General features: G+C 72.4%; 22 protein-coding genes. 13 read left to right on the top strand and 9 right to left on the bottom strand.

The window, feature by feature from the left end; translation table 11 throughout:
* Window positions 1-36: 36 nt before the first annotated feature.
* The 5 genes from A3Q40_RS10145 to A3Q40_RS20805 form a co-directional block, all read right to left on the bottom strand.
* Window positions 37-1,404 (bottom strand): hypothetical protein, encoded by a 1,368-nt coding sequence (locus A3Q40_RS10145; RefSeq protein WP_068101960.1) that lies wholly within the window; start codon window positions 1,402-1,404, stop codon window positions 37-39.
* Window positions 1,395-2,828 (bottom strand): condensation domain-containing protein, encoded by a 1,434-nt coding sequence (locus tag A3Q40_RS10140; protein WP_068101958.1) that lies wholly within the window; start codon window positions 2,826-2,828, stop codon window positions 1,395-1,397. Before A3Q40_RS10140 ends, A3Q40_RS10145 begins: the two co-directional genes overlap by 10 nt.
* Entirely contained in the window at window positions 2,825-4,333 is a 1,509-nt protein-coding gene (locus A3Q40_RS10135) for a condensation domain-containing protein (RefSeq protein ID WP_068101956.1), read from the bottom strand. The genes A3Q40_RS10140 and A3Q40_RS10135 overlap by 4 nt, the downstream gene beginning before the upstream one ends.
* A gap of 68 nt (window positions 4,334-4,401) precedes the next feature.
* Window positions 4,402-5,241: a glycosyltransferase gene (locus tag A3Q40_RS10130; RefSeq protein ID WP_068101954.1), complete on the bottom strand. Its 840-nt coding sequence runs from the start codon at window positions 5,239-5,241 to the stop codon at window positions 4,402-4,404.
* Window positions 5,229-6,542, bottom strand: a complete 1,314-nt coding sequence (locus A3Q40_RS20805) for a glycosyltransferase (RefSeq protein WP_068101952.1) — start codon at window positions 6,540-6,542, stop codon at window positions 5,229-5,231. The genes A3Q40_RS10130 and A3Q40_RS20805 overlap by 13 nt, the downstream gene beginning before the upstream one ends.
* Before the next feature lie 609 nt (window positions 6,543-7,151).
* Here A3Q40_RS20805 and A3Q40_RS10120 point away from each other — a divergent pair.
* The 3 genes from A3Q40_RS10120 to A3Q40_RS10110 are packed head-to-tail and all read left to right on the top strand — an operon-like array spanning window position 7,152 to window position 11,159.
* Window positions 7,152-8,402, top strand: coding sequence for a glycosyltransferase (locus A3Q40_RS10120; RefSeq protein ID WP_162269843.1), 1,251 nt, complete (start codon window positions 7,152-7,154; stop codon window positions 8,400-8,402).
* Window positions 8,399-9,757 (top strand): hypothetical protein, encoded by a 1,359-nt coding sequence (locus A3Q40_RS10115; protein WP_068101949.1) that lies wholly within the window; start codon window positions 8,399-8,401, stop codon window positions 9,755-9,757. The genes A3Q40_RS10120 and A3Q40_RS10115 overlap by 4 nt, the downstream gene beginning before the upstream one ends.
* On the top strand, window positions 9,744-11,159 hold the full coding sequence (locus A3Q40_RS10110; RefSeq protein WP_068101945.1) for a hypothetical protein: 1,416 nt from the start codon (window positions 9,744-9,746) through the stop codon (window positions 11,157-11,159). Before A3Q40_RS10115 ends, A3Q40_RS10110 begins: the two co-directional genes overlap by 14 nt.
* 27 nt (window positions 11,160-11,186) lie before the next feature.
* Here A3Q40_RS10110 and A3Q40_RS10105 read toward each other — a convergent pair whose 3' ends face one another.
* Complete coding sequence (locus tag A3Q40_RS10105; RefSeq protein WP_068101944.1) at window positions 11,187-12,857, bottom strand: acyl-CoA carboxylase subunit beta; 1,671 nt, start codon at window positions 12,855-12,857, stop codon at window positions 11,187-11,189.
* A gap of 89 nt (window positions 12,858-12,946) precedes the next feature.
* On the opposite strand from A3Q40_RS10105, the gene A3Q40_RS10100 reads away from it, so the two are divergent.
* From A3Q40_RS10100 to A3Q40_RS10085, 4 genes are read left to right on the top strand one after another with little or no spacing between them, the layout of a single operon-like run.
* The gene (locus A3Q40_RS10100) at window positions 12,947-13,837 is read left to right on the top strand and encodes a biotin--[acetyl-CoA-carboxylase] ligase (protein WP_068101943.1); all 891 of its coding nucleotides are present in this window, start codon (window positions 12,947-12,949) and stop codon (window positions 13,835-13,837) included.
* Window positions 13,838-13,839: 2 nt separating this feature from the next.
* Window positions 13,840-14,379 carry a PH domain-containing protein gene (locus tag A3Q40_RS10095; RefSeq protein WP_068105860.1) on the top strand — a complete coding sequence of 180 codons (540 nt, stop codon included), beginning with the start codon at window positions 13,840-13,842 and terminating at the stop codon, window positions 14,377-14,379.
* Complete coding sequence (locus tag A3Q40_RS10090; protein ID WP_068101942.1) at window positions 14,376-15,059, top strand: response regulator transcription factor; 684 nt, start codon at window positions 14,376-14,378, stop codon at window positions 15,057-15,059. The genes A3Q40_RS10095 and A3Q40_RS10090 overlap by 4 nt, the downstream gene beginning before the upstream one ends.
* A gap of 4 nt (window positions 15,060-15,063) precedes the next feature.
* Window positions 15,064-16,368 (top strand): HAMP domain-containing sensor histidine kinase, encoded by a 1,305-nt coding sequence (locus tag A3Q40_RS10085; RefSeq protein WP_068101941.1) that lies wholly within the window; start codon window positions 15,064-15,066, stop codon window positions 16,366-16,368.
* A gap of 91 nt (window positions 16,369-16,459) precedes the next feature.
* Here the strand turns inward: A3Q40_RS10085 and A3Q40_RS10080 are convergent, their stop codons facing one another.
* Entirely contained in the window at window positions 16,460-17,065 is a 606-nt protein-coding gene (locus A3Q40_RS10080; RefSeq protein ID WP_139203809.1) for a GtrA family protein, read from the bottom strand.
* 93 nt (window positions 17,066-17,158) lie between these two features.
* On the opposite strand from A3Q40_RS10080, the gene A3Q40_RS10075 reads away from it, so the two are divergent.
* The 3 genes from A3Q40_RS10075 to A3Q40_RS10065 are packed head-to-tail and all read left to right on the top strand — an operon-like array spanning window position 17,159 to window position 19,354.
* Complete coding sequence (locus A3Q40_RS10075) at window positions 17,159-18,433, top strand: 5-(carboxyamino)imidazole ribonucleotide synthase (protein WP_371831470.1); 1,275 nt, start codon at window positions 17,159-17,161, stop codon at window positions 18,431-18,433.
* Window positions 18,426-18,941, top strand: a complete 516-nt coding sequence (gene purE, locus A3Q40_RS10070; protein ID WP_201132826.1) for a 5-(carboxyamino)imidazole ribonucleotide mutase — start codon at window positions 18,426-18,428, stop codon at window positions 18,939-18,941. The genes A3Q40_RS10075 and purE overlap by 8 nt, the downstream gene beginning before the upstream one ends.
* The gene (locus tag A3Q40_RS10065; protein ID WP_068101940.1) at window positions 18,938-19,354 is read left to right on the top strand and encodes a hypothetical protein; all 417 of its coding nucleotides are present in this window, start codon (window positions 18,938-18,940) and stop codon (window positions 19,352-19,354) included. The genes purE and A3Q40_RS10065 overlap by 4 nt, the downstream gene beginning before the upstream one ends.
* A gap of 13 nt (window positions 19,355-19,367) precedes the next feature.
* On the opposite strand, the gene A3Q40_RS10060 is transcribed toward A3Q40_RS10065, so the two are convergent.
* On the bottom strand, window positions 19,368-20,081 hold the full coding sequence (locus tag A3Q40_RS10060) for a TIGR03089 family protein (protein WP_068105851.1): 714 nt from the start codon (window positions 20,079-20,081) through the stop codon (window positions 19,368-19,370).
* A 52-nt stretch (window positions 20,082-20,133) separates the two neighbouring features.
* Complete coding sequence (locus A3Q40_RS10055; protein ID WP_068105847.1) at window positions 20,134-21,570, bottom strand: LCP family protein; 1,437 nt, start codon at window positions 21,568-21,570, stop codon at window positions 20,134-20,136.
* Between the two features lie 260 nt (window positions 21,571-21,830).
* Between A3Q40_RS10055 and rfbD the strand changes: the two genes are divergently transcribed.
* The 3 genes from rfbD to A3Q40_RS10040 are packed head-to-tail and all read left to right on the top strand — an operon-like array spanning window position 21,831 to window position 24,741.
* Window positions 21,831-22,715, top strand: coding sequence for a dTDP-4-dehydrorhamnose reductase (rfbD, locus tag A3Q40_RS10050; RefSeq protein ID WP_068101939.1), 885 nt, complete (start codon window positions 21,831-21,833; stop codon window positions 22,713-22,715).
* A 10-nt stretch (window positions 22,716-22,725) separates the two neighbouring features.
* On the top strand, window positions 22,726-23,658 hold the full coding sequence (locus A3Q40_RS10045; protein WP_068105845.1) for a glycosyltransferase family 2 protein: 933 nt from the start codon (window positions 22,726-22,728) through the stop codon (window positions 23,656-23,658).
* A 6-nt stretch (window positions 23,659-23,664) separates the two neighbouring features.
* A complete protein-coding gene (locus tag A3Q40_RS10040) occupies window positions 23,665-24,741 on the top strand; it encodes a sugar phosphate nucleotidyltransferase (RefSeq protein WP_068101938.1) in 1,077 nt (358 codons plus the stop codon).
* Window positions 24,742-24,746 lie beyond the last annotated feature (5 nt).

The raw sequence follows: 24,746 nt of genomic DNA, 5'->3' as shown, positions 1-24,746 counted from the left end.
CCTCGCTGCGTTCCATCCGGTCGACCGGTCGAGCCGTCACTGTACCGGGGCCGGATCGGCAGCGAGGATCGCCGGGCGCGCGAGCGCGGTCAGATGCACGCGCATCCGCTCGATCAGCCGGTCGACGGTGGCGCGGGCGATGACGGTGTCGGGGACCCGTGTCCGCACCGCGAGGCCGGTGTCGGTGCGGGTGAACCAGATCTGCACGTCGTCGGCGTCGGTGACGGCGGAGACGTGCCGGGCGTCGAGCGGCCCGTGCGTCGCGTGCCCGGGCAACCGCCGGTAGTCGACGTAGGACGCCATGAACACGTCGTGTCGCGGACGGCGGAGTTCGCCCAGAGCCCGGACGACGGTGTCGATCGGGACCGCCCCCAGCGGAAGTGCTGCCCGCAGGGCGAATCCGGCGCCCCGGGTGGTGGACCGGATGTTGTTCGACACCGCCACGGTGACCGGGGCGTTGGTGACGTACCACCCGACGGCGCGGTTCTCGTCCGGCAGCGTTCGGGTGTGCAGCGGGAACAGCAGGGACAGCGACCGGGATCGGTGGTGATCGTCGTCCTCCGCGGCGACGGCGTGGGCGAGGGCGGCCAGGGCGCCGGCGAAGGGGCCGGCACCGAGCGCGCGGCACGACGCCTCGGCGGCGTCGGCGTCGTCCGCGCCGATCAGCACGTCGGTCCGGAGAACGGCCCGACGAACCTCACCCGGCGGCACGCCCGTGGGGCCGGGGAACGACGGCGGCGCGTTCCCGTGCGCTCGGAGGAACCGCAGCCAGTCGGCGAGGCGTGGATCGCCAGAGTCGACCACGGTGGCCGCCTCGCGGGCGCAGTGCAGGCCGAAGGCCGGGGTCGCGACCGGGTCGGCGGGTGCGCCCCGATAGAGCTGGACCAGGTCGTCGAGCAGCACGGTCAGCGACCACGCGTCGCCGAGCGCGTGGTCGATTCCGATCACGATGGTCGACCGGTCCGGCCGATCCACCGCCGCGACGGCGACGGCCGGTGCCGACCACGGCCGGGAGCACGACTCGCTCACGAAGTCGGTGACGACGTCGCGCACGAGCGTGGGGGAGGCCACGGCACGGGCCGGTCGGGGACGCAGGGTCAGCGACTCGGCCGGGTGAACGGCGCGGCGCAGCCCGTGCGGCGTGCGAGGGAACGACGTCCGCAGCGACTCGTGACGGGCGAGCAGACCGAGGACGGCCCGAGCGAGATCGGCGCGCTGGATCGGCCCCGGCACCTCGGCGGCGACGGCCAGCCAGGTGAGCCGACCGGTCCCGGCGAGGTGGGTGCGCTGATTGAACGACGGCGGCGCCTCCTGCACCCGAGCGGCCGCCGGATCCGCCGACACCGACCACAGCAGGACCGTGCCCGGCCGAGGCAGCAGGTCGTCCGAACCGATCAGGCGCATCGCACGTCCGCTGTGTCGTGCGACCGCACGACGCTCACCAGCAGGTCGATCAGGCGATCGTGGTAGCGCCGCACCGCCCGGCGGGCCGTCGGCGTCGAGGGGATCTGCGCGCCGACGTAGAAGTGCCGATGGTCGCGGTTGAACCACATGGACGCATTGGCCGTGCGGCCCTCACCCGTGAACAACACGGCGCACTCGTCCGCCGGTGTGCCGGAACCCGGGAACCGGCGGAAATCGAGGTAGGACAACAGCTGTGGGCTGCGGGCGAGGCCCGCACCGCCGACACCGCCCGTGGCCAACAGCTCGAGGACACGGCCGATGGGAACGGAGGCCGCTGTCTTGGCCCGCGCGTACGCGGCGGTCGCCGAGCGAAGCACGTCGGCGAACTCGTCCGCGTCGTCCACGGGGAACGTGACCGGAGAGAAGGCACAGAACCACCCCTGGGACAACGCGAACGGACCGCGGTGCCGAGTGGAGAGCACGGCGATCCCGTCGTATCGGCCGGTTCCGGCCAGTTCGTGTTCGACCAGGGCGCAGGCGGCGAAAAGTCCGCTGGTGAACGACCCGCCGGCGTCGCGGCACACCTGCTCGAACACGTCGGCCTCGGCCGCGGTGAGGAGGTCGCGTTCCACCGGTTCCATCGGTGCGGTCTCACCCGGGGCCAGTCCGAGATCGAGCGGGAAACGGGGGAGGCCGCCGTCGTGCCGGGACACCACGTCGATCCAGTCGGCGAGTTCGGGGGAGTGAAGGTCGTACGACGGGGAGACCTCCTCCTCGATCCGGACGTGATCGAGGAAGCTGCCCTCGTGCCCGGTGAGATCGAGGGCCGGGGTCCCCGTGACCTCGGCGCGGTAGAGATCCGCCAGTTCGGCGATCACGGTGACCTGGGACGCGCCGTCGGAGAACGCGTGGTCCGCACCGTAGTACAGCGAGAAGCTGCCGTGGCGGCGGATCGCGCCGATCGCCACCGGGGGCCACGACAGGGGCGTGGCGTCACGAGAGAGCCTGTCGCGCACGGCCTCTCGCGCACTGTCGGTCGTCGCCGCCGCTCCGGCCTCGACGGGGACCAAGGCCGCGTCGGCCGGCGCGCGGTGGCGCAGCACGGCCCCGTCGCGGACGGAGAACCAGGTCCGCAGCCCCTCGTGTCGAGCGAGGAACACCGCGATGGCCCGGGTCAGGGCGGCGGCGTCGAGATCGCCCTCGACCTCCGTCGCGGACCCGAGGAATCCGGTGTGTCGATCGCCGCGGCGCTGCGCGGCGTCGACGCCGCGGACGTGGTTGGCCTGCAGGAAGGACGCCGGGACCGCGTGAACCCCGACGGCCCGGGCGCGGTCGGGGTGGTCGGGAGTGTCGGGGATGGTCGGACGCCACTCGAGCATCTCGCCGGGGGCCGGCCGCCAGTTCGCCATCGCCGTGATGATCATGCCCGAACCTCCTGCCGCACGGCGCCGTTCGTTGTCGTCACGGGAGCCGACTCGGCGACGGTCTCGGCGCCGGCCGCCAGGGCGTCGACGACACCGCGGCAGCGGGTGACGAACCGGTGTACCGCGGTAGTGGCCGCGTCCGTGCCGGGGAAGCGCGCCGAGAGGAACAGCCCCTCCCGGGTGCGCAGGAACCAGAGGTAGACCTCGGTGTCCGAGTACGTGGCGCTGCGGAGCGGTTGTACCCGCCACGCGCACCACGAGTCCGCGTCGGGGACGTGGCGCAGGTCGAGATAGCTGACGACGAAGCGGGGGACGTCGACGACGCCGAGGAGCGCGGCGATGGCGGACCACGGCCGACTCTCCGCGCCGGCCACGGCGCGCAGGCTGTCGGCGGCGGTCACGAGTGCGGTGTCAGCGTGGTCGGAGTCCAGCTCCACGGTGACCGGCACGACGCCGACGAACCAGCCGACGGCGCGGGCGAATTCGGGCGCGTACCGGGTGTGCATCGGCATGACGAACCGGCACGGACCGGCCGTGTCGGTGCCGGTGTCGGTGTCGGCGCCGGGCCCGGGCGCGGTGGTGCGCCCGGCGAGGGCGACGACGGCCGCGATCCCCGCCGTGAGCGAGGCGTCGCTGCGTCGGCATCGGGCAGCGAACTCGGCGGTGGTCTCCGGCGACGCGATCGAGACCGACAGTGCGCCCTGCCGGGTCGCGTCGGGTGACCCCGCGGCAACGCCGGCCTCCGCCGCGAGCGACGGGAAGGCGGGGAACGGGCCGTCCCCCAGGAAGCGGTCCCAGAGGGCGACCGCCTCGGAATCGGCGGTGACGTCGTCGCCGGTCCGGCGGTCGTGCACGCTGTAGTCGAGATGGCTGCCGATTCCGGGCAGGTCGTGATCGCGGGCGTCGAGCTCGTGGTCGTAGAGGCGGCGGATCTCGCCGACCGACAGGAGCATGGAGTAGGCGTCCATGACGGAGTGGTCGGCGCCGAACACCACCAGGAAGCGGCCGTGATCCACGTGGAGGAACCCGGTCTCGGACACCGTGGCGATCAGCACGTGCGGCCAGCGGAACGGCGACAGGCCGCGCCCGAGGTAGGACAGCAGATGGTCGTGCGCGTCCGCACCCGACCGCAGCCCGACGACGCGGTCGGTCACCGTGACCGCGGACTCCTCGATCGTCCGCCGGGTCAGGGAGTCGCCCACCGCGTCGACGGTGGTGCGCAGCGCCTCGTGCCGAGCGATCCACCGGTGCAGCGTTCGTCGCAACGCCTCGAGATCGTAGGTCCGGTCGATCTCGAGCACGGCGCCGATCCACTCGGCGTCACCGGCCGGGCCGGTGGTGTCCAGCGAGCGGGTCCGCCGGAGGCTGTGGCGCAGGTGGGCTTCGTGGGTGAACGCCAACGGGCGCGCGTCCGGACGCCACGCCGCGGTGTTCGACACGGACGGGGTCCACTCCGTCACCATCCCGTCCGGGAGGGGGTAGTCGGCGAGCTCGGTGAAATGCATGTCGGCCGTCCTGATCTGGGGGGAGTAGCGGTCGTCTCCGGTGGTGCGGGGACTCGTCGAACGGACTGTCAGGGCATGCCGCGCGCGGCAGGGATCGGAGCTCGGGTGGCCGCGCGGATGACGATCAGGCGCGCGGCGTGCAGGACCACCACGCCCGGGACGTACAGCGCGGCGGCGGCCAGCGCGAGACCGAAGCGCCGGTGCAGCATCAACGTTCGCGGTAGGCAGACCATGTAGCGGACGAATTCGCCGGTGGGCGAGTGCATTCGGCGGGGGGAGACGCCCACCGTGAGATCGGCGAGGAAGCCGTTGCGACCTCCGGCGGCGCGCACGCACAGGCCCATGTCGACGTCCTCGAACACGTCGCGACGGTCGGACACCCGATCGCGGATGGCCGCCCAGGTGGCGCGGCGCAGGATCATGTTGGAGCCGTACAGGACCGGCACGTCCCGCACCTCCGGAGCGCGCCGTCGTCCGAACGGCGAGAACCGGCTCTTGGCCTGCGCCGCGGCGGTGCCGTAGGGCAGGTCGTACGCCTCGCCGCGACCGCAGACGGCCCACCAGTGGCCGTCGGTGTCGCGGGTGACGAAGTCGCGGACGGTGCGGGCCCAGTCGGGCCCGACGCGCGTGTCGGCGTCGATGCGCGCTATCAGGTCGCCGCGGGCGGCGTCCATGCCGGCGTTGCGGGCGAACACCAGTCCCTGGCGATGCTCCGTGACGGTCCGGATCAGCGGTGACCGCGCGGCGCGGTCGGCCACGATGTCGGCGGTGCGATCGCGGGAGTTGTTGTCCACCACGATGATCTCGTCGATGTCGGCCGCCTGGGCGCACAGCAGGTCGAGGCACGACCCGATGGACTCCTCCTCGTCGAAGGCGGGGATCACCACCGAGAGGGTCAGTCGGGACACGGAATTCTCCTGTCGGTTGCGGACTCCAGTACGTCGGCCGCTGCTCGGACCGCGACGTCCGGCGGTGCGAGCTCTCGGGCGATTGCGGCGGCGCGGCTGCGGGTGTCGGGGTGCAGAACGCGATCGAGTGCGTGGCCGAGGGCGGCGCCGCGAGCGGACCGCACGGGCATGCTCGCTCCGGCACCGAGTGCGGTGACGCGGGCGCCCCACAGCGGTTGGTCGGCCCCGACCGAGCAGACCAGCGTGGGGCATCCGGCGCCCAACCCGGCCGCGACGGTGCCGGCCCCGCCGTGGTGAACGACGGCGGCGCAGCGGGGGAGCACGGCCCGGTGATCCACCTGGTCGACCCACCGCACCCGGTCGACGCCGTCGCTGCCCGGACCGCGTTCGGACCGGAGGCCCTCGGCCGCACCGAGTCCGGACCACCCACCGGCGACGAGGACGCGATAGCCCCGCCGCCCGAGCCCGTCGAGGATCGCGCCGACGACGGCGGGCCCGTCGGGAACGGTCATGCTGCCGAAGCCCACGTAGACTGGCGCCGGCCCGGCGGACAGCCAGGACTCCAGGTCGGGATCGAGCGCGGCGGGATCACCGGTGGGACGGAGGAAACCCACGAGGGGCCGGCGCGCGCCCCACTCGGTCGGCAGCGTCGGGAAGAGTGCGGGGTCGTAGGCCTGGATCTCGGTCGTGCGGAGTCGGCGCAGGCGGCGGGCCACCGACGACGACGACGGAGGGAGGCCGAGATCGCGTCGATGCGCGGCCTCGGTCACGCGGGAGGCGTGCCAGAGGGCCCGATCGAGCGCGTGCCAGCCGGCCAAGCGGACCGGACCGGGAACTCGCTGGGGCAGCGGGGGGAAGGAGACCGCGCGCGTCGGACGCACCGGGCACAGGTGGACGGGCACGTACGGCACCCCCAGTCGTTCGGCGACGTCGAGTGCCGCCTCCTGGCCGACGTTCGAGCCGATCACGACGTCCGAGCCGTCGGCGACGGCGAGCAGGTCGCGACGGGTGCGGATCCCGTCCTCGGTGGCGAGAGCGGTCGCCGCGCGGAGCCGACGGAAGGGGTTGCGAGACTTGATCTCCCGAGTCGCCACGGTGGACGCCAGTGTCCGGGCCGTGTCCGGGCCGCAGGCCGACACCTCGACCGTCGGCGCGGAGGCCAGTCGGCGACGCACGTCGTCGACGACGTTGGGCGGGACCGCGACCCGCACGGTCCGGCCGCGGCGGACGAGCTCCTCGGCGAGCGCGACGCCCGGCTCGACGTCCCCTCGGCTGCCCTGGAACACCAGGGTCGACACCATCCGATTCCTCCTCTCGTCCCGACACCGGCGTCGCTCTCGTCGGCACCGCAGTTCACCGCTTCCCGTAACGAAAACCGTTCTCCCGCGTGATGATCGACCGGATCGACGATGCTCGATCCGGGTGCGCGACCGCGCCGCGCCGGCCGACGGGCGAGCCGTCTTCATTTGTGCCGGATCGTTCGTGCGGGTACCGAGTCGCGTCTCTGCGACGATGGCAGACGATCGTGAAGGCCGCCAATCGGGACGGTGCGGATCACACCGTCGCCGCGGGGTGATCGGTCTCATCGGGGCCGTGACCGGCGCGAACGACGGTGACATGCAACGTACTCATCGCCGAAACATCGAGTTAACGGGCGCAAGGCATTGTGAGACATACTCATTGGTGATGACGCGGCAAGGTCTGTGACCATCCAGCGATCACTGCATCGTCCGTTGTCGCCTGACGGAAATTCGGCGCATCGACCCGTCCGCGGCATCACCGAACCCGAACCCGCGGCAGTGACGTGTGTTCGAGCGCGGTGACGGGCGGTCGACCGCAGAGCGGTGTGCACAACCGAATGCACAGCCGAGTCGAGACTCGAAGGAGAGCCGATGCGTGTAGTCGTCGCCGTGAGCGGCACGAGAGGGGACGTCCAGCCGGCGTCCCATCTGGCGGCGGAGCTGCACTCCCGCGGGCACGACGTGGTGGCCGCGTTCCCACCCAATCTGACCTCGCTCGCGACCGACCACGGCGTCCCGGTCGAGCCGTTCGGATACGACACCCGAGCACACCTGGCCTCGGCCGCGGTCCGACGCGGCTCGCACGGGTCGGTGATCGACCGCGTGCGGTCGGCCGGCGAACTGTGGAATCTCGGGTGGGCCGAGATGACCCGGGACCTGTCCGCGATCGTCCACCGCGACCGTCCCGACGTCGTCGTCACCGGAATCACCACGGAGCAGGTCGCCGCGCCCCTCGCCGAATCGGTGCGGGCCGCGGTGGTCGGTCTGCACCACGCGCCGGTCCGCACCAACGACGTCCATCTGCCCGGTTTCGGCGCGGACGGTCTGCCTGCTCCGGTGACCCGGGCCGCCTGGTCCGCCTACGAAAACGTGCTGTGGACCGCCACCCGGCGTCGGGAGAACACGGTGCGAGCGGGGCTGGGATTGCCGTCCGCGCGTCGTCCCGTGCCCTACCGACTCGCCGATTCCGGCGCCGTCGAGATTCAGGCGTACGACCCGGCACTGTGTCCGCCGCCCGCGGGGTTCGACGGTGACCGTCGGCCCCTCGTCGGCTTCCTCGGCGGAGCGCCGGCGCCGTCGCCGTTGCACTCGGAGTTGGCGGCGTGGTTGGACGCCGGGGACCCGCCGGTCCACATCGGGTTCGGCTCGATGCCGTTGCGGGCTGCCGAGAGGTCCCTGGGCCGGGTGAGCGAGGCGGTGCGGTCGCTCGGTCTGCGCGCCCTGGTCGCGCCGGGATGGAACGACCTCGATCGCGACGTCGAGCAGGAGTTCGGGCCGGATGCGGACGTGCGGGTGCTCAGCGGCCACGTCGACCACGCCGCGCTGTTCCCGCGCTGCTCGGTGGTCGTCCACCACGGCGGGGCGGGCACCACCGCGGCGGTGCTGCGGGCCGGTCGCCCCGCCGTCGTGCGGCCGGTGTCGGCGGATCAGCCGTTCTGGGGCCGGCGCCTCGAGGACGTCGGCGCGGGTGTGATGCTGCGGGGGGACGATCCGACCCCGTCGGCGCTGGCGTCCGCGATCGAGGCGGCCGCGGCCCGCTCCGACGGCGCGCGACGGATGCAGGACGCCCTCGTCGACCCGGAGCGCGCGGTAGCCCGAGCGGCGGACCTCGTCGAGTCCCGAATTCCGGTCGCGCGATGAGCCGTCTCCAGGATCAGGACTTCACCTACTGGTTTCTGCGCGAGGCGTTCGGGTGGGACGTCGTCCTGCAACTGACGTGGACGTTCGACCGTGCGCCGGGGACGGCCGCCCTGCAGGCCTTCACCGACGCGCTGACCGCGAGCCGACTCCATCGACGGCTCGTGCGGCCTCGCGTCCCGCTGGCCCGGCCCTACTGGGTGCGCTCGACCACCGACCCTGCTCCGTCCGTTCGACACGATCCCGTGCCCGTCGACCAGCGGGACGAGTGGGCGCGGGCGCTGCTGCGCACCACCGACCTCGACGCCGAGGCGGGTCGCTGCTGGGCCGTGCACGTCGCCCCGGACGATCGCGGCGGTGCCGTCCTCTCGCTGACTTGTCTGCATCTGGTGGCCGACGGGCGCGCCCTCACCTCGGCGGCGGTCGACGCCGCCGTCGCCACCCGAACGCCCGCGCCCGCACCGTCGGCCCGCCCGCCCCGCCGGCTCGATGTGTCCCGCCTCGGTCCCGTCGACGACCTCGTGGACGCCGGCCTGCAACTGGGCCGTGCCGCGCTGGGGACCGCCCGAGCCGTGCGCGCCGCCGTGACCTCGCCGCCCGCGGAGGCTCCCGCTGCGACCCCCGTACGCCCGGCGCGGTCCGCGCCGGCGCTTCGGGCGCCGCGAGCGCAGCCGTCGTGGGTGGTCGTCGACACCGACACCGACCACTGGGCGGAACGCGCCGCGCGGTTCGGCGGCACACCGAATTCGTTGTTCGTGGCCGTCGTCGCCGGCGCTCTCTATGCCTCCGGATACGCAGCACCGGGCGACCCCGTGCGCGTCGGCGTGCCGGTGAGCCTCCGCGGACCCGACGCCGTCGACGACGAGCGCAGCAACGCGACCGGAGGGGTGACCGTCGTCGTCGACGACCGTCCCTCCGCGGGTGGCGATCTCGGCCCTCTGCGGGCCCGGTGCCGGGCCGCGTTCACCGCCGTCGGCGCCGGCGAGCGACCCGCCGCGTACCACCTGCAGTCGCTGCTTCAGGTGTTGCCGATCGCCCTGGTCACCCGCGTGGTCATGGCCGGGCCCTCCGGCATGCCGGACGCGGTGGCCTCGAACCTCGGCCGGTTCGACGGACTGGCCCGGGTGGGCGACGCGACGGCGACCACCGTGTCGTTCCGCGGTGATTCGCGCGGTGTCCGGCCCGACCGTCCGGAGCGATTCGGGGAGGGCGTGCAATCGTGGTTGCTCGAGACCGAGGGCCGAACGACGTTCGCCGTGGCGGGTTTCGACGAGACCCGTGTTGGATCCGTGTCCGCGCTGCGCGACGCCGTGCGGGCCGAACTGGAAGCGTGGGGGGTGCGCGGTGACGTCGCGTGAGGCAGCGAAGACCACGGACACGGTGATCGACCCGGCGGACCGGGTGGCCGGCGCCGACGAGTCCTACGACCTCGCCGAGCGGCTGTTCGGGTGGACCGCGCCGATCCAGTTCGCCTGGGTCCTGGCCGACGATCCCGGCCACGACGCCGTGCTCGACTGGGCAACGGCGTTGGCGCGCGGCGGTTTCGGTCGTCGCATCGTGCGCACGCGCGTGCCGGTCGCGCGGCACCGTTGGGTCCGGGCGGAGCGACCACCGACGGTGTACGAGGAACCGACGGTCGTGAAGGACGACGCCGTCGGTGCCTGGCTGGACCGCCGGTTGCGGGACGCCGATCTCGATCCCGGTGCGGGGCGGGGCTTCACGGTGGAGTACGCCCACACCCGGTCGGGACGAGTCGTGTTGACACTGTTGGTGTCCCACATGATCGCCGACGGTCACGCCGTGCACGACGCGCTCCGCGACGCGCGACGATCGGCCGAGAACCGGCTCGGGTCGGTGCGCGGTCTTCCGACGGCGTCCGAGGTGTCCGGATGGTCGGGCGTGCGGGGGGATCTGCTCGACGCTGCCGCGCAGGTGCCGGCGATCGTCCGCGCGACCGCCGTCATCGGTCGGGCGGGGGTCCGGGCGCTGCTGGGTCGGTCGGCCGCGGCGGCCCCGGTGTCGGACGCACCCGAGGTGATGGGCGCCGCGGAGGATCGCCCCGCCCCGCCGCAGCGCGACGCCGACACCACGCTCGCCGTCGTCGACATTCCGCGGGAGCAGTGGGAGGCGCGGGCCGCCGCACTGGGCGGCACACCCAACAGCCTGTTCACCGCGGTGCTCACGAGCGTGCTGCGCGAGACCGGACACGTCGCGCCGCCGGGCGGCACCCGCGTCTGCATCGCCGTGGACACGCGGTCCGACGGCGACGACCGAGCGAATGCGTCGGGCGGAGTGTGGATCCGGCTCGCCGGGCCCGTGGGTCCGGACACGGGTCTGGCGACCGTCCGTCGGCTCAGCAAGGAGGCCTTCGCCCGGTACGCGGTGACCGACGACGCGGTGGTCGATCACCTTCAGGCGATCGCGCGACTGATGCCGGACGTCGTGCTCGGTCGGCTCATGAAGGCCGTTCCGGGACCCGACGTCACCGTGTCGAATCTCGGTGCGGCGCCGACGGAGTCGGTGGCACCGTTGGGGACGCCTGCCGAGCGGTTCGCGATTCGCGCCGTGATGCAAGGGCGTTCCGCGGCCGACCGGCGCGCGCAGGGCCCCGCGCTGGCGGCGTGGTCGGTGCAGTACGCCGACACCGTCACCGTCACGGTGTTCGGCATCCACCCGGATCTGGTAGGAGACACGGCATCTCTGCGGGCCACCCTGTCGAGCGAGTTGACGCGGTGGGGGCTCGATCACCGGTTCTGGTGAGCGAGCCCCCACCGGCCGTCCGGTCGATCAGAGCGGGATGTTGCCGTGCTTCTTCGGCGGCAGGGTGACGTACTTGCGCTCGAGCAGACGCAGGGCGGTGACGATCTGCCCGCGGGTATGGCTCGGCGGGATCACCGCGTCGACGTAACCGCGCTCGGCGGCGACGTACGGATTGACCAGGGTGTCCTCGTACTCGTTCTGCAGCTCGAGGCGCAGGGCGTCGACGTCGTCACCGTTCTTCGCGGCCTCGAGCAGACGCTTGCGGTAGACGAAGCCGACGGCGCCGGAGGCGCCCATCACGGCGATCTGGGCCGTCGGCCACGCGAGGTTGATGTCGGCGCCCATGTGCTTGGAGCCCATGACGTCGTAGGCACCGCCGTAGGCCTTGCGGGTGATGACGGTGATCTTGCCGACCGTCGCCTCGCCGTAGGCGTAGAGCAGCTTCGCGCCGCGGCGGATGATGCCGTCGAACTCCTGGCCGGTGCCGGGCAGGAAGCCGGGGACGTCGACGAGCGTGATGATGGGGATGTTGAAGCAGTCGCACGTCCGGACGAATCGCGCGGCCTTCTCGGACGCATCGATGTCGAGCGTGCCGGCGAACGACGTCGGCTGGTTGGCGACGATGCCGACGCTGCGGCCGTCGACCCGTCCGAAGCCGACGATGATGTTGCGCGCGCGGCCTTCCTGGACCTCGAGGAACTCGTCGTCGTCGAGGATGCGGCGGATGACCTCGTGCATGTCGTACGGGGTGTTCGGCGAGTCCGGGATCAGCGTGTCCAGCTCGAGGTCCTCGGCGGTGAGGGAGTCCTCGATGGATCCGTCGACCGGGTCCGTCGGCGCCAGGCGCGGCGCGGTGGCCTGATTGTTCGACGGGAGGTAGCCGAGGAGGTCGCGGACGTAGTCGAGGGCGTCCTGCTCGTCGGAGGCGACGTAGTGCGCGACACCCGACTTCTCCATGTGGGTGTGGGCGCCGCCGAGGTCCTCCATGGTGACCGTCTCGCCGGTCACGGTCTTGATGACGTCGGGTCCGGTGACGAACATCTGCGAGGTCTTGTCGACCATGACGACGAAATCGGTGAGCGCGGGGGAGTAGACGTGGCCACCGGCCGCGGGGCCCATGATGAGCGAGATCTGCGGCACCACACCGGACATGCGGACGTTGCGGTGGAAGATCTCGCCGTAGAGGCCGAGGGAGACCACGCCCTCCTGGATGCGGGCGCCGGCGCCCTCGTTGATGCCGACGAGGGGACGGCCGGTCTTGAGGGCGAGGTCCATGACCTTGACGATCTTCTCGCCGTAGATCTCGCCGAGGGAGCCGCCGAAGACGGTGGCGTCCTGGGAGAAGACGCAGACGTCGCGGCCGTCGACGGTGCCGTATCCGGTGACGACGCCGTCACCGAACGGGCGGTTCTCGGCGAGGCCGAAGTTCACGCTGCGGTGGCGGGCGAGGGCGTCGAGCTCGACGAACGATCCCTCGTCGAGAAGCGCCTCGATGCGCTCGCGGGCGGTGAGCTTGCCCTTGGCGTGCACCTTCTCCACGGCCGCCTCGCCCATGGGGAGCTCGGCCTGCGACCGGCGGGCGGCCAGTTCGGCGAGCTTGCCGGCGGTGGTGTGGATGTCGGGTGCGGTCGCGGCCGCCCCGTCGGCGTCGTTCCGAGCAACGGATTCCTGCGCTGCGGCGTCCTGCACACTCGTCATAGCCCTGCACTGTAACGACCCCCGCCGTCGTACCGTGCGCCCGGTCACGCTCCGCCGTGGGGCCGTGTGCATCTCTATGCTCGGGCCCCATGGCGGACAACGGTGGCGCGGAGCGTGCACAGGGAGCGGGGCCCTGGACCGATCTGGACCGGGCCCCTCTCGACGGCCGGGCCATCACCCGCGCCCTGGTGAACGGCCCCCGCGCGTCGTGGGCGGAGGTGACGGTGGTGCCCCGCACCGGGTCCACCAACGCCGATCTGGTGGCCGTCGCGGCGACCGCGGCCGACCGCACCGCAGTGATCGCCGACGTGCAGGACGCGGGCCGCGGTCGGCACTCCCGCTCGTTCACCGCTCCGCCTCGGTCGCAGGTGACGGTGTCGGCGTTGGTCCGGTTGCCGGGGATCTCGCCCGACGCCGTGGGCTGGATGCCGCTGCTCACGGGCATCACCGTGGTGGACACGCTGCGCTCGGTGTGCGAGGTGGACGCCGTCCTGAAGTGGCCCAACGACGTCCTGCTGACCGGCGACCGCGCACCGGGCAAGGTCGCCGGGATCCTGGTGGAGGTCGCCGGGAGCACCCCGGCCCTGACGGTGGTGGCCGGCGTCGGCATCAACGTCACGCCGACGGCGGAGGAACTTCCGGTCCCGACGGCGACCTCGCTGCGGGCGGCGGGCGCGGCGGTGCTGGACCGCGGCACCATCGTGCGGGCGTTCCTGCGGGCGTTCGGCACCGCCGTGGACGAGTGGCGCGACAGCGGCTGGGACACCGCCGGATTGGCTCAGCTCTACCGCGCGCGTTGCGACACGCTGGGGCGCCGCGTCCGGGTGACGATGCCCGGCGACGAGGTGCTGGTCGGCACCGCGGCGGACGTCGACGGACACGGGCGCATCGTGATCGCTCCCGAGGACGGGTGCGCCCCGGTGGCCGTCTCCGCGGGCGATGTCACCCACCTGCGCGCCGTCCCCGATGCGGGGGAGTGACCGTGGCGTTCCCGCGTGACGCGATCGGACCGGACGAGGACGTCGCCCTCCACCGGCACCCGCACTGGAAGATGCTCGTCCTCCCCGCGCTGACCGCGTTGGTCGTGACGGCCCTGGCCGGTTTCCTCGCCGGCGTCGCCGAGCGCACCACCGAGGGCACGGCGCGCACGATCGCCATCGCCGCCGTCGGTGTGGCGTGGGCCGCCGTCGTCGTCCTGCGGACGGTGGTGCCGGTGATGCGGTGGCGTACGACCCACTTCGTCGTCACCGATCGGCGGGTCATCGTGCGCCAGGGCGTACTTGCCCACCACGGCACGGACATTCCCCTCGCGCGCATCGCCAACGTCCAGTTCCGTCACGGGCTGATCGACCGTCTGCTGCGCACCGGGACGCTCGTGGTGGTGGCGGGATCGGACGATCCGCTCGAATTCGACGACGTGCCCGACGTCGAACGCGTCCACTCTCTGCTGTACCACCACGTGGTGAGCGACGCCGACGACCGACCGGACGAGGGCTTCGAACCTCGTAGGGTGGTCCGGTGACCGACGTTCTGCTCGCCGAAGACGACGAGGCCATCGCCGCGCCCCTGTCGCGGGCCCTCGGCCGAGAGGGCTACACCGTGACCGTCGAACGGACGGGTCCGGATGCGCTGGCGCGCGCACTGGGCGGCTCGTTCGACCTGCTGATCCTGGACCTCGGTCTACCGGGGATGGACGGCCTCGAGGTGTGTCGTCAGATCCGCGCGTCGACCGCCGAGCTGGCCGTCCTCATGCTCACGGCCCGCACGGACGAGGTCGACTTCGTCGTCGGACTCGACGCCGGCGCGGACGACTACGTCTCCAAGCCGTTCCGGTTGGCCGAACTGATGGCCCGCGTGCGCGCCCTGCTCCGCCGACGCGGCCCCACGGCCGAGGACACCCCCATCGAGGTGGGCGGCCTGCGGCTCGAACCGGCCGCGCGCCGAGTCCTGTTGGACGGTACGGAGATCAGCCTGGCCAACAAGGAGTACGAGCTGCTGAAGATCCTTCTCGACCACGCCGGTCAGGTGGTCTCCCGCGAAACGATCCTGCGCGAGGTGTGGGGGGACGTGGAGCTGCGCGGCTCCAAGACTCTGGACATGCACATGTCCTGGCTGCGTCGGAAGATCGGTGACGAGGGGCCCGTCGCGGAGCGGCGCATCGCGACGGTGCGGGGCGTGGGTTTCCGCATCAACACGGACTGATCCGATGCGCCGCCGCCTCCTCCAGGCCATCCTCGCGGTGGTCATTCTCACCGGGCTGCTGCTGGGCATTCCGCTGACCTACACCGCCTGGCTCTGGGTCGAGGACTTCACCCGCGGTGACATGCGACTGCGTCTGGACCGCCTCGCCGCGGAGATCATCGAGCAGGAGGGCGGCGACGGTCGCGTCGACGGGCAGCTGGACACCACGTCGCTGCGGCTCGCGGTGCCCACCGGGGGCCGCCTCGAGGTGGTCTACCCGACGCCGGAGAACCCGGCGACGCGCGTCGACATCGGCCCCGCGTCCGTCGATCGACCCATCGAGGAATCGCTGTCCATGGGCACGTCGGGATCCCTGCGTCTCGAGATCCCGTCGGCACAGATGCGGACCTCGCAGGCGCAGGCCGTCGGCGCCGTCGCTCTGGTGGTGCTGGCGTCGATCGCTGCGGGAACCGTCGTCGCGGTGCTCACCGCCCGTCGTCTCGCCGACCCGCTGCAGCAAGTGGCCGGTCGCGCGGCGCGGTTGGCGGAAGGCGACTTCCGCAAGGACGCGACCCGCCACGGGATTCCCGAACTCGACCGGGTGTCGGACGTCCTCGACTCCGCCACGGTGGAGATCGTGGGCCGGTTGCAGCGCGAGCACGCCCTGGTCGCGGACGTGTCCCACCAACTGCGCAGTCGATTGACCGCCGTGCGCTTGCGCCTCGACGAGCTGTCCGAGCATCCGGACCCCGAGGTGGTCACCGAGGCCAACGAGGCCATGGCCCAGGTGGATCGATTGACCGACGCCATCGACGACCTGGTCCGGTCGTCGCGCGACGACGGGTCCGCCGGCGCCGCGGAGGTGGCCGTGCTGCCCGAACTGCAGGTGGTGGTGGAGGACTGGCGACGGACGTTCGACGACGCCGGGCGCACCCTCACCCTCACCGGCGACCCCGCCCTGACGGCGTCCGTCACCGACACCCGGCTCAGAGAAGCCGTCTCGGTGCTCATCCACAACGCTCTCGACCACGGCGGCGGGGACTGCGTGGTCACGGTGCGCGCCGTCGGCGGCCGCGAACACCGTGAGCCGACCGTGCGGGTGGACGTGGCCGACGCCGGTGCGGGCGTCTCCGACGAGCTCGCGCCGCACATCTTCGACCGCGGGTTCTCCGGGGCCGGGTCCACCGGCGTCGGGCTCGCGCTGGCGCGGGCGTTGGTCGAGGCCGACGGTGGGCGGCTCGAGCTGCAACGACGGCGGCCGGCGATGTTCACGGTCTTCCTGCCCGCCACGACGCTCCGGGTCACGAGCCCGCCGGCGGAGCCGCGGTAGGCGAGCGGCACCCCTGTTTCGATGCGGCGGCCCCAATCGGAGGCGCCGCTTCGGAACGCGGGCGCCGTTCGGGCCGGTGACGAGTTCGGGCTCAGCTGTGACCCATGAACGGCGCCTGCTGGCCGTCGGGGTCGGCGTCGTCGAGAGCGTTCGGGTCGCGCGGGTTGCCGTGGTGGTCGAACTCGTCGAGGGGGTTGGCGATCACGCCGCGACCGTTCTCGTCGGGGAACGCGAACCGGCGCAGGGCCCAGAAGCGGAACGCCATCTGCAGCAGGTTGCCGATGATGTAGTTGAGGACGAAGTCGATGATCACCAGCGCGGTGAGGCTGGTGGCGCCTTCGCGAATGTCGAAGACGTTGTTGGCGATCCAGAGGGGCGCAGCTGCGAGGAGGACACCGACACCGCTGATGGTGAAGAACAGCAGGGCCTCGTGGTGCCGTTCGCGGCCACCGCGGTTCTTGAAGGACCACTCGCGGTTGAGGATGTAGCTGAGGATCGTGGCCAGCACGCCGGAGAGCACCTTGGCCACGACGGGCTTGGACTCGAGGACCGTGAGGCTCAGGGAGTAGAAGATCGTCAGGTCGAACACCATGGTGGTGGCGCCGACGATGGCGAACTTGATCAGTTCCGAGTGGCGCAGCGCGACATCCCTGAACGGTTGGGGAATGCTGGCTACCACACGATCCATCACAGGCACGATTGGTTAGTTTACGAACGGATCGGCGCGATCCCTAATCTCGCCACGCACGAATCCCGGCCCCGGTCCGTCGCGGGACGGCCTCGTGGAACGATGTGGGCCGTGACGGAGAACCCGACGGAAGTCCCGCCCCGTGAGGAACCGCCCCGCGATCGCATGACAACGATGCCGGTGGTCGCGATGATCGGCGGGGGTCAACTCGCCCGGATGACGCAGCAGGCGGCGATCGAACTGGGCCAGACGCTTCGGGTGCTGTCCGGCACCGCCGGCGAGCCCGCGGCGCGGGCGAGCGCCGACGTCGTCCTCGGGTCGCACACCGATCTGGCCGCCCTGCGCGAGGTCGCGCGCGGGGCCCACGCCCTCACCTTCGATCACGAGCACGTGCCCACCGAGCACCTGGACACTCTCGTCGGCGAGGGCGTGAACGTGCAGCCGCCGCCGTCGGCGCTGGTGTTCGCGCAGGACAAGCTGAAGATGCGCGCTCGGCTGCGCGAGCTGGGGCTGCCGGTGCCGGACTTCGCACCGGTGACCTCCGAGGCCGACCTGACGGAGTTCGGCGAGGCCCACGAGTGGAGGGTCGTGATCAAGACGGTTCGCGGCGGGTACGACGGCCGCGGCGTCTGGCTCCCCGACACCGCCGACGCGGCAGTCGCCGTGGTGCGCGAGCAACTCGCCGCGGGAGCGCCGCTCATGGTCGAGCAACGGGTGGAGATGGTCCGCGAACTGTCCGCGATGGTCGCGCGGTCCCCGTTCGGGCAGGGCGCCACGTGGCCCGTCGTGGAGACGGTGCAGCGGAAGGGTCAGTGCGCGGTGGCCATCGCTCCCGCGCCCGGGCTGTCCGACGACGCCGCCGCGGACGCCCAGAACATCGCGTTGCGCGTGGCCGCCGAACTCGGCGTGGTCGGGGTCATGGCGGTGGAGATGTTCGAGAAGGCCGACGGCTCGGTGTCGATCAACGAACTCGCCATGCGCCCGCACAACTCGGGCCATTGGACGCAGGACGGCGCGCGGACCTCGCAGTTCGAGCAGCACCTGCGGGCCGTGCTGGACTACCCGCTGGGCGACTGCTCGCCGACGGCGCCGGTCACGGTCATGGCCAACGTCCTCGGCGCGCCGGCCGAACCCGAGCTGTCGATGGACGAACGCCTGCACCACTTGTTCGCCCGCATGCCGGACGCGAAGGTGCACCTCTACGACAAGGGCGAGCGGCCCGATCGCAAGATCGGTCACGTGAACGTCGTCGGCGCACCCGGTGGGTCGCCCGACGATCCGGCGTACGTCGCCGACATCAGAGAACGCGCCGAGCGGGCCGCGCACTGGCTCTCGCACGGCGTGTGGACCGACGGATGGGACCCGCACCATGGCTGACAGCACCTCCACCGGCGCCCGGGTGGGCATCGTCATGGGCAGCGACTCGGACTGGCCCGTGATGGAGGCCGCCGCCGAGGCCGTGGCCGAGTTCGGCGTGCGCTTCGAGGTGGGCGTGGTCTCCGCCCACCGCACCCCGCAGCGGATGCTCGACTACGCCCGCGACGCCGCCGACCGCGGCATCGAGGTGATCGTCGCCGGCGCCGGGGGTGCGGCGCACCTGCCGGGCATGGTCGCCTCCGCGACGCCGCTGCCGGTGATCGGCGTGCCGGTGCCCCTGAAGTACCTCGACGGCATGGACTCCTTGCTGTCGATCGTGCAGATGCCCGCGGGCGTGCCGGTGGCCACCGTGTCCATCGGCGGCGCGCGGAACGCCGGTCTGCTCGCGGTACGCATCCTCGGTGCGTCGGATCCCGCCCTGCGCGGGCGGATGGCGGACTTCCAGCGCGGCCTCGAGCAGATGGTGCTCGAGAAGGACGAGGCCCTGCGGCGATCCCTGCTCGGATGACCGCTCCGCTGCAGGTGCCCCGGGCGACCGTCCGCGCGGTGTCGCGCGGCAACCGTCAGGTGGTGTTCGCGACGCGGGTGGCGCTCCTGTGGGGCGCTCTGTGGGGCGGCCGGGTCGAGTGGGACCGGGAGTCGGCGCTGTTGATCTGCCACGGCATGCGGACCGGCTACGGCCGCGGCGGTACCTGCGTCGGTGCGGTCTTCCTCACCGGCCCGGTGACCGCGGGGCGCGCCCTCGCCGACCCCCGGCGGCGACGTGCGCTGCTCACGCACGAGGCCGTCCACGCCGAGCAGTGGCGTCGGTACGGGGTGTCGTTCGCGATCCGCTACCTCGTCGAGGAGGCGCGCCGACCGGGACCGGCCAACCGCTTCGAGATCGAGGCCGGGCTGTCCGACGGCGGCTACCGGCCGTAGACGCGCTCGCCCGTCACGCCGGGTAGGACGCGGTGACCTTCTCCGTCGTCCGCCGACGCTCCTGCGCGGCCGGATCGGCGTTCGACACCTGGACCAGCGACGCACCGGCCGCCAGCACGGCGACGAGTCCGTCGACGACGGCGTCCGCGTCCGGCCACGGAGCCGTCGACAGGACCCGGCTCGACGCGTCCCACGAGCGATCCGCCGCGCGTCGTCGAGCGTCGCCCAGGACGTCGGCCGCGCTTCGTCCGGCGAGGGCGGGACCGGTGCCCGACGGCGTGAAGGCGTCGCCGTGCACACGCACCGCCGTCGCGTAGTCGGTGACTCCGATCGGCAGATCCGGGACCGGACGCCCGAAGGGGTCGAGGGAGAGCGCCGCGACCTCGCTCTCGTCGGCGTCGTCGAGACCGGCGGCGGTCACCAGCGCCACGGTGGTGGCGGTGCCGTCGGCCGCGCCGACGACGGTGTGCGCGCCCGCCCACCAGGCCCCGAGCAGGACGGCGGCGGTCTGCCAGTGCGCCGGCAGGTCGACGCGCACGGCGTCACCGGGGGCCACGCCCAGCTCGTCGCGGAGGAAGTTCGCCGTCTTCGCGGCCCAGTTGGCCAACGTCAGGGCGGACAGCTCGATGCGCTCGCCGGTGGCGTCGTCGTAGTACGTGACGCGCGGGCCGGCGGGGTCGGCCCCCAGAATCGGGGTGAGCAGCAGGTCGGTCAGGGTGGGGTCGATCACGGGACGTCGCTCCTCCGTTCGAGCACCAGTTCACGCACTGGTGCACGCACTAGTTCACGCACTGGGGTCCGGTGGACCCGGCGTCGATCGGGTCGGCCGCGACGGGAGCCGGAGTCGGTGCATCGCCCGCCGAGGTCACGCCGGTGATGGCGGAGCTCGGCGTGCCGGTGCCCGAGTAGTCCGACGCCAGCACGATGCGGACCGTGCCCGACGGCAACGAGTCGTCAACGGCCGTCGACGTCGCACCGACACGCGCGGCGACGGCCTTCGCGGCGTCGTCGTCGGACGCTCCGGCGTACACGGTGGTCGTGTCCACCGACTCGCCCTCGTTGTTGCCGACGTCGCCCGTCCGGAAGCCCTCGGCTCCCAGCGTCGACGACACCGACGACGCCAGGCCGCTGATGCCCGAATCGTTGGCGACGTCCACGGTGACCGTCGACGGATCGATCTGCGGGACGTCCGGCGCGTCGGGGTCGGTGGCGGGCGGGGCGTCGTCGCCGAGCAGTCCTCGAACCCAGTTCTGCACCTCGGTGGGGTCGACCGCGACGATGGACTCGCCGTAGTCGGTCATGCCGTTGATGTCGGCGACGGGGATGGTCTCGAAGGTGACGTTGCCGCCCGCGAGGTTCTGCAGGTTGGTCGCGAACTGCAACACGTCCCAGTCGTCGTCGAGGACCACGGACCGCGAGACGGCGTTCGACAGTTGGCCGAGGGTTCCGGGATTGCTCAGGGTGCCGGCGCTGAGCACCTTGCGCACCAGCGACGCCATGAACACCTGCTGACGGACGATGCGGTCGAGGTCGCCGCGCGGGAGGTCGTGCCGTTGTCGGACGAAGCTGAGCGCGTCGGACCCGTTCAGGGTCTGCTCGCCGGCCGGGAAGTTCGCGCCCGACAGCGGCTCGTCCACCGGGGCGTTCAGGCAGACGTCGACACCGCCCACGGCGTCGGTCAGCAGCACGAACCCGAGCAGACCCACCTCGGCGTAGTGGTCGACGGTCACCCCGGTCAGTCCGGCGACCGCGGACACGAGTGCTTCTCGGCCGGCCTGGGTGGATTCCCGGTCGGCTTCGTCGTCGGGCACCCCGCTCTGGACGAGCTCGAGCCGCTTCTCCTCCTTGGTGGCGCCGTAGGCGGCGTTGATCTTGCTGTTGCCGAGACCCGGGACCGCCACGTAGGAATCGCGGGGAATCGAGATCGCCGTCGCGGAGGATCCGTCGTTCGGCACTCGGATGAGCAGGATCGTGTCGGTGTTGTTCGCCACTTCCTCGCCGGCGCGGAGCGAGGCGAGCTCGCTCGCCGAGAGCGGGTTGCCGTGGGCGTCGGTACGGCTGTCGGTGCCGACCATGAGGATGTCCACCGCGCCGTCGGCGGCGCCGCCGAGACCGAGGTCGGAGACCGTCGCGAGGTTGCTGCGCAGGGAGTCGACGCTGCGCCACGCCACGCCCGTCACCAGCAACGCGGCCGCCGACAGCGAGGCGACGGCGATGCGTCCCCACGGCCGGCCGGGGCTCGCGGGGGAGCGGTGGCGCGTGCGCGGCGTCGGGCGACGGCCGGCGCCGGGATTCGGGGCGCGGTCGTCGGAGCCCGGTCGGCGTGCGCCGGGCCGGGTGGCGTTGCGGTCTGTCGCGGATTCGTGGCGACCGCGCGGCGTCCCGGGGTTCGTCACAGAATCCGTCACCGGTCCAGGCTAACGGCCCCGCCGCGGTGGTCCGCGCAAGCCGCGGCGGCGTGCCACACTCTTCGCCTGTGACCCCAACCGCACCCGTCCGTCCGATCGTCGTCACCGGAGCGGCCGGTCAGCTGGGGCGGCAGGTGGTCGCCCGCAGCGGCGGCGCGGCCGTGGGGTACGGGTCGAACGAGCTCGACATCACCGACCCGTCGTCGATCGCCGCCACGATCACCGGCGAGTGCGTGGTGATCAACTGCGCCGCCCACACGGCGGTGGACGCGGCCGAGACGGACGTCGACGCTGCCGAGGAGCTGAACGTCCGCGGCCCGCGGCTGTTGGCCGAGCGGTGCGCCGAGGTGGGGGCGCAGCTGCTGCACGTCTCCACCGACTACGTGTTCCCCGGCGACGCCCGGACGCCGTACGAGCCGAGCGACCCGACGGGCCCGCGCACCGTCTACGGCCGCACCAAGCTGGCGGGAGAGAAGGCCGTCCTGGCCGCCCTGCCCGGCGCGACCGTGGTGCGGACGGCCTGGGTCTACACGGGCGTCGGCACCGACTTCGTGGCGACGATGCTGCGGCTCGAACGAGAGCGCGACACCGTGACGGTGGTGAGCGATCAGGTCGGGTCCCCGACGTACGCGGCCGATCTGGCGGACGGACTGCTCGAGGCGGCGGGCACCGTCGGCGCACTGCCGTCCGTGCTGCACGCGGCCGGCGGTGGATCGGCGTCCTGGTTCGACCTCGCGCGTGCCGCCTTCGCCGGTGTCGGGGCCGATCCCGAGCGAGTTCGGCCGTGCTCGAGTGACGACTTCCCGCGTCCGGCCCCCCGCCCGGCCTACTCGGTGCTCTCACCGCGGTCCTGGATCGGCGCCGGTCTGACGCCGCTGCGTCCGTGGCGTGACGCGGTGGACGCGGCGTTGGCCGCTCGGGCGGACGAGAGCGGTCGGTTCGGCGGCCGATAGGGTGACCGGCGTGAACGCCCCTCTCGCCGTCGTGACGGTCACCTACTCGCCCGGCGAGCACCTGCGCACCTTTCTCGACAGCCTCGCGTCGGCCACCACCCGACCGGTCACGGTCCTGCTGGCGGACAACGGGTCCACCGACGGTGCGCCCGAGGCCGCCGCGGACGAGCGCGAGAACGTTCGTCTGGTCCGCACGGGGGAGAACATCGGATACGGCGGTGCCGCGAATCGTGCTGTGGCCCTGACCGACCCGGCGGCGGAGTTCGTCATGGTGGTCAACCCCGACGTGCGCTGGTCGCCGGGTTCGATCGACGAGTTGCTCGCGGCCGCGGAGCGATGGCCGCGCGCGGGCTCGCTGGGTCCCCGCATCCTGGAGCCGGACGGGTCCCGCTACCCGTCGGCCCGTCGGGTCCCCGATCTGACCTCCGGGTCGCTGCACGCGATCCTCGGCTCGGTGTGGCCGACCAACCCGTGGACGCAGCGGTACCGGCAGGACACCGACGCCGTGGACGAGCGTCCGGTCGGCTGGCTGTCCGGGTCCTGCCTGCTGTTGCGTCGCGTGGCGTTCGACTCCGTGGGCGGGTTCGACTCCCGCTACTTCATGTACATGGAGGACGTCGACCTCGGCGACCGGCTGGGCCGGGCCGGGTGGCTCAACGTCTACGTGCCGGACGCCGTCGTCACCCACGCGAAAGGTCATGCGGCGGGCCGTCATCCGGAGTCGATGCTTCCGGCGCACCACGAGAGCGCCTATCGCTTCCAGGCGGATCGTCATCCCGCGCCGTGGCAGGCTCCCCTGCGCGGGGTACTCCGGCTCGGTCTGGCGGTGCGCTCGCGCATCGTCGTGGCATCCGCGTTACGCCGCCGCGACGGGGCCGATGGGGTACCGGGGGACGACGCACCACACACGCAGGTCGGGACCGGCGAACGACGAGAGAGGTAGGACGCGATGACAGCTCCGGCAACCGATGCCGTGATCCTGGTGGGCGGCAAGGGGACTCGGCTGCGGCCACTGACCCTGTCCGCCCCGAAACCGATGTTGCCGACGGCGGGGCTTCCCTTCCTCGAGCACCTGCTGGCCCGTATCAGGGCCGCGGGCATCGAGCACGTCGTGCTCGGCACGTCCTTCAAGGCGGAGGTCTTCGAGGAGCACTTCGGCGACGGCAGCAGTCGCGGGCTCGACCTCGAGTACGTCTTCGAGGACGAGCCGCTCGGCACCGGTGGCGGTATTCGCAACGTGCTGCCGCGTCTGCGCGCCGACAACGTCATGGTGTTCAACGGAGACGTGCTGGGCGGCACCGACCTGCGGGCGGTGCTCGACACCCACCACACATCGGAAGCCGACGTCACGCTCCACCTGGTGCGCGTCGGTGACCCGCGCGCGTTCGGCTGCGTCCCCACCGACGAGGACGGGCGCGTCACCGCGTTCCTCGAGAAGACGCAGGACCCGCCGACCGATCAGATCAACGCCGGCTGCTACGTCTTCCGTCGCAGCGTGATCGAGCAGATCCCGGAGGGTCGCCCGGTGTCCGTCGAGCGCGAGGTGTTCCCGGCGCTGCTGGCGGAGGGCAAGCGTGTCTACGGGCACGTCGACGCCGCGTACTGGCGGGACATGGGCACTCCCGAGGACTTCGTGAAGGGCTCCGCCGACCTGGTTCGCGGCATCGCACCGTCGCCGGCGCTCGACGGCGCTCGCGGCGAGTCGTTGGTGCATCCCGGTGCGGGGGTGGCGCCGGGAGCACTCCTCATCGGCGGCACCGTCGTCGGACGCGGCGCCGAGGTCGGCGCGGGCGCCCGTCTGGACGGCGCGGTCGTCTTCGACGGTGCGGTCGTCGACGCCGGTGCCGTCGTGGAACGGTCGATCCTTGGTTTCGGCGCACGCATCGGACCGCGGGCCCTGGTGCGGGACGCCGTGATCGGCGACGGCGCCAACGTCGGCGCGCGCTGCGAACTGCTCCGCGGGGCACGCGTGTGGCCGGGAGTCACGTTGCCGGACGGCGGAGTTCGGTTCTCCACCGACGTCTGACGGCG

The organism is Rhodococcus sp. PBTS 1, from assembly GCF_001620025.1.
GTDB lineage: Bacteria > Actinomycetota > Actinomycetes > Mycobacteriales > Mycobacteriaceae > Rhodococcoides > Rhodococcoides kroppenstedtii.
This window is presented reverse-complemented; position numbering and strand designations above follow the sequence as displayed.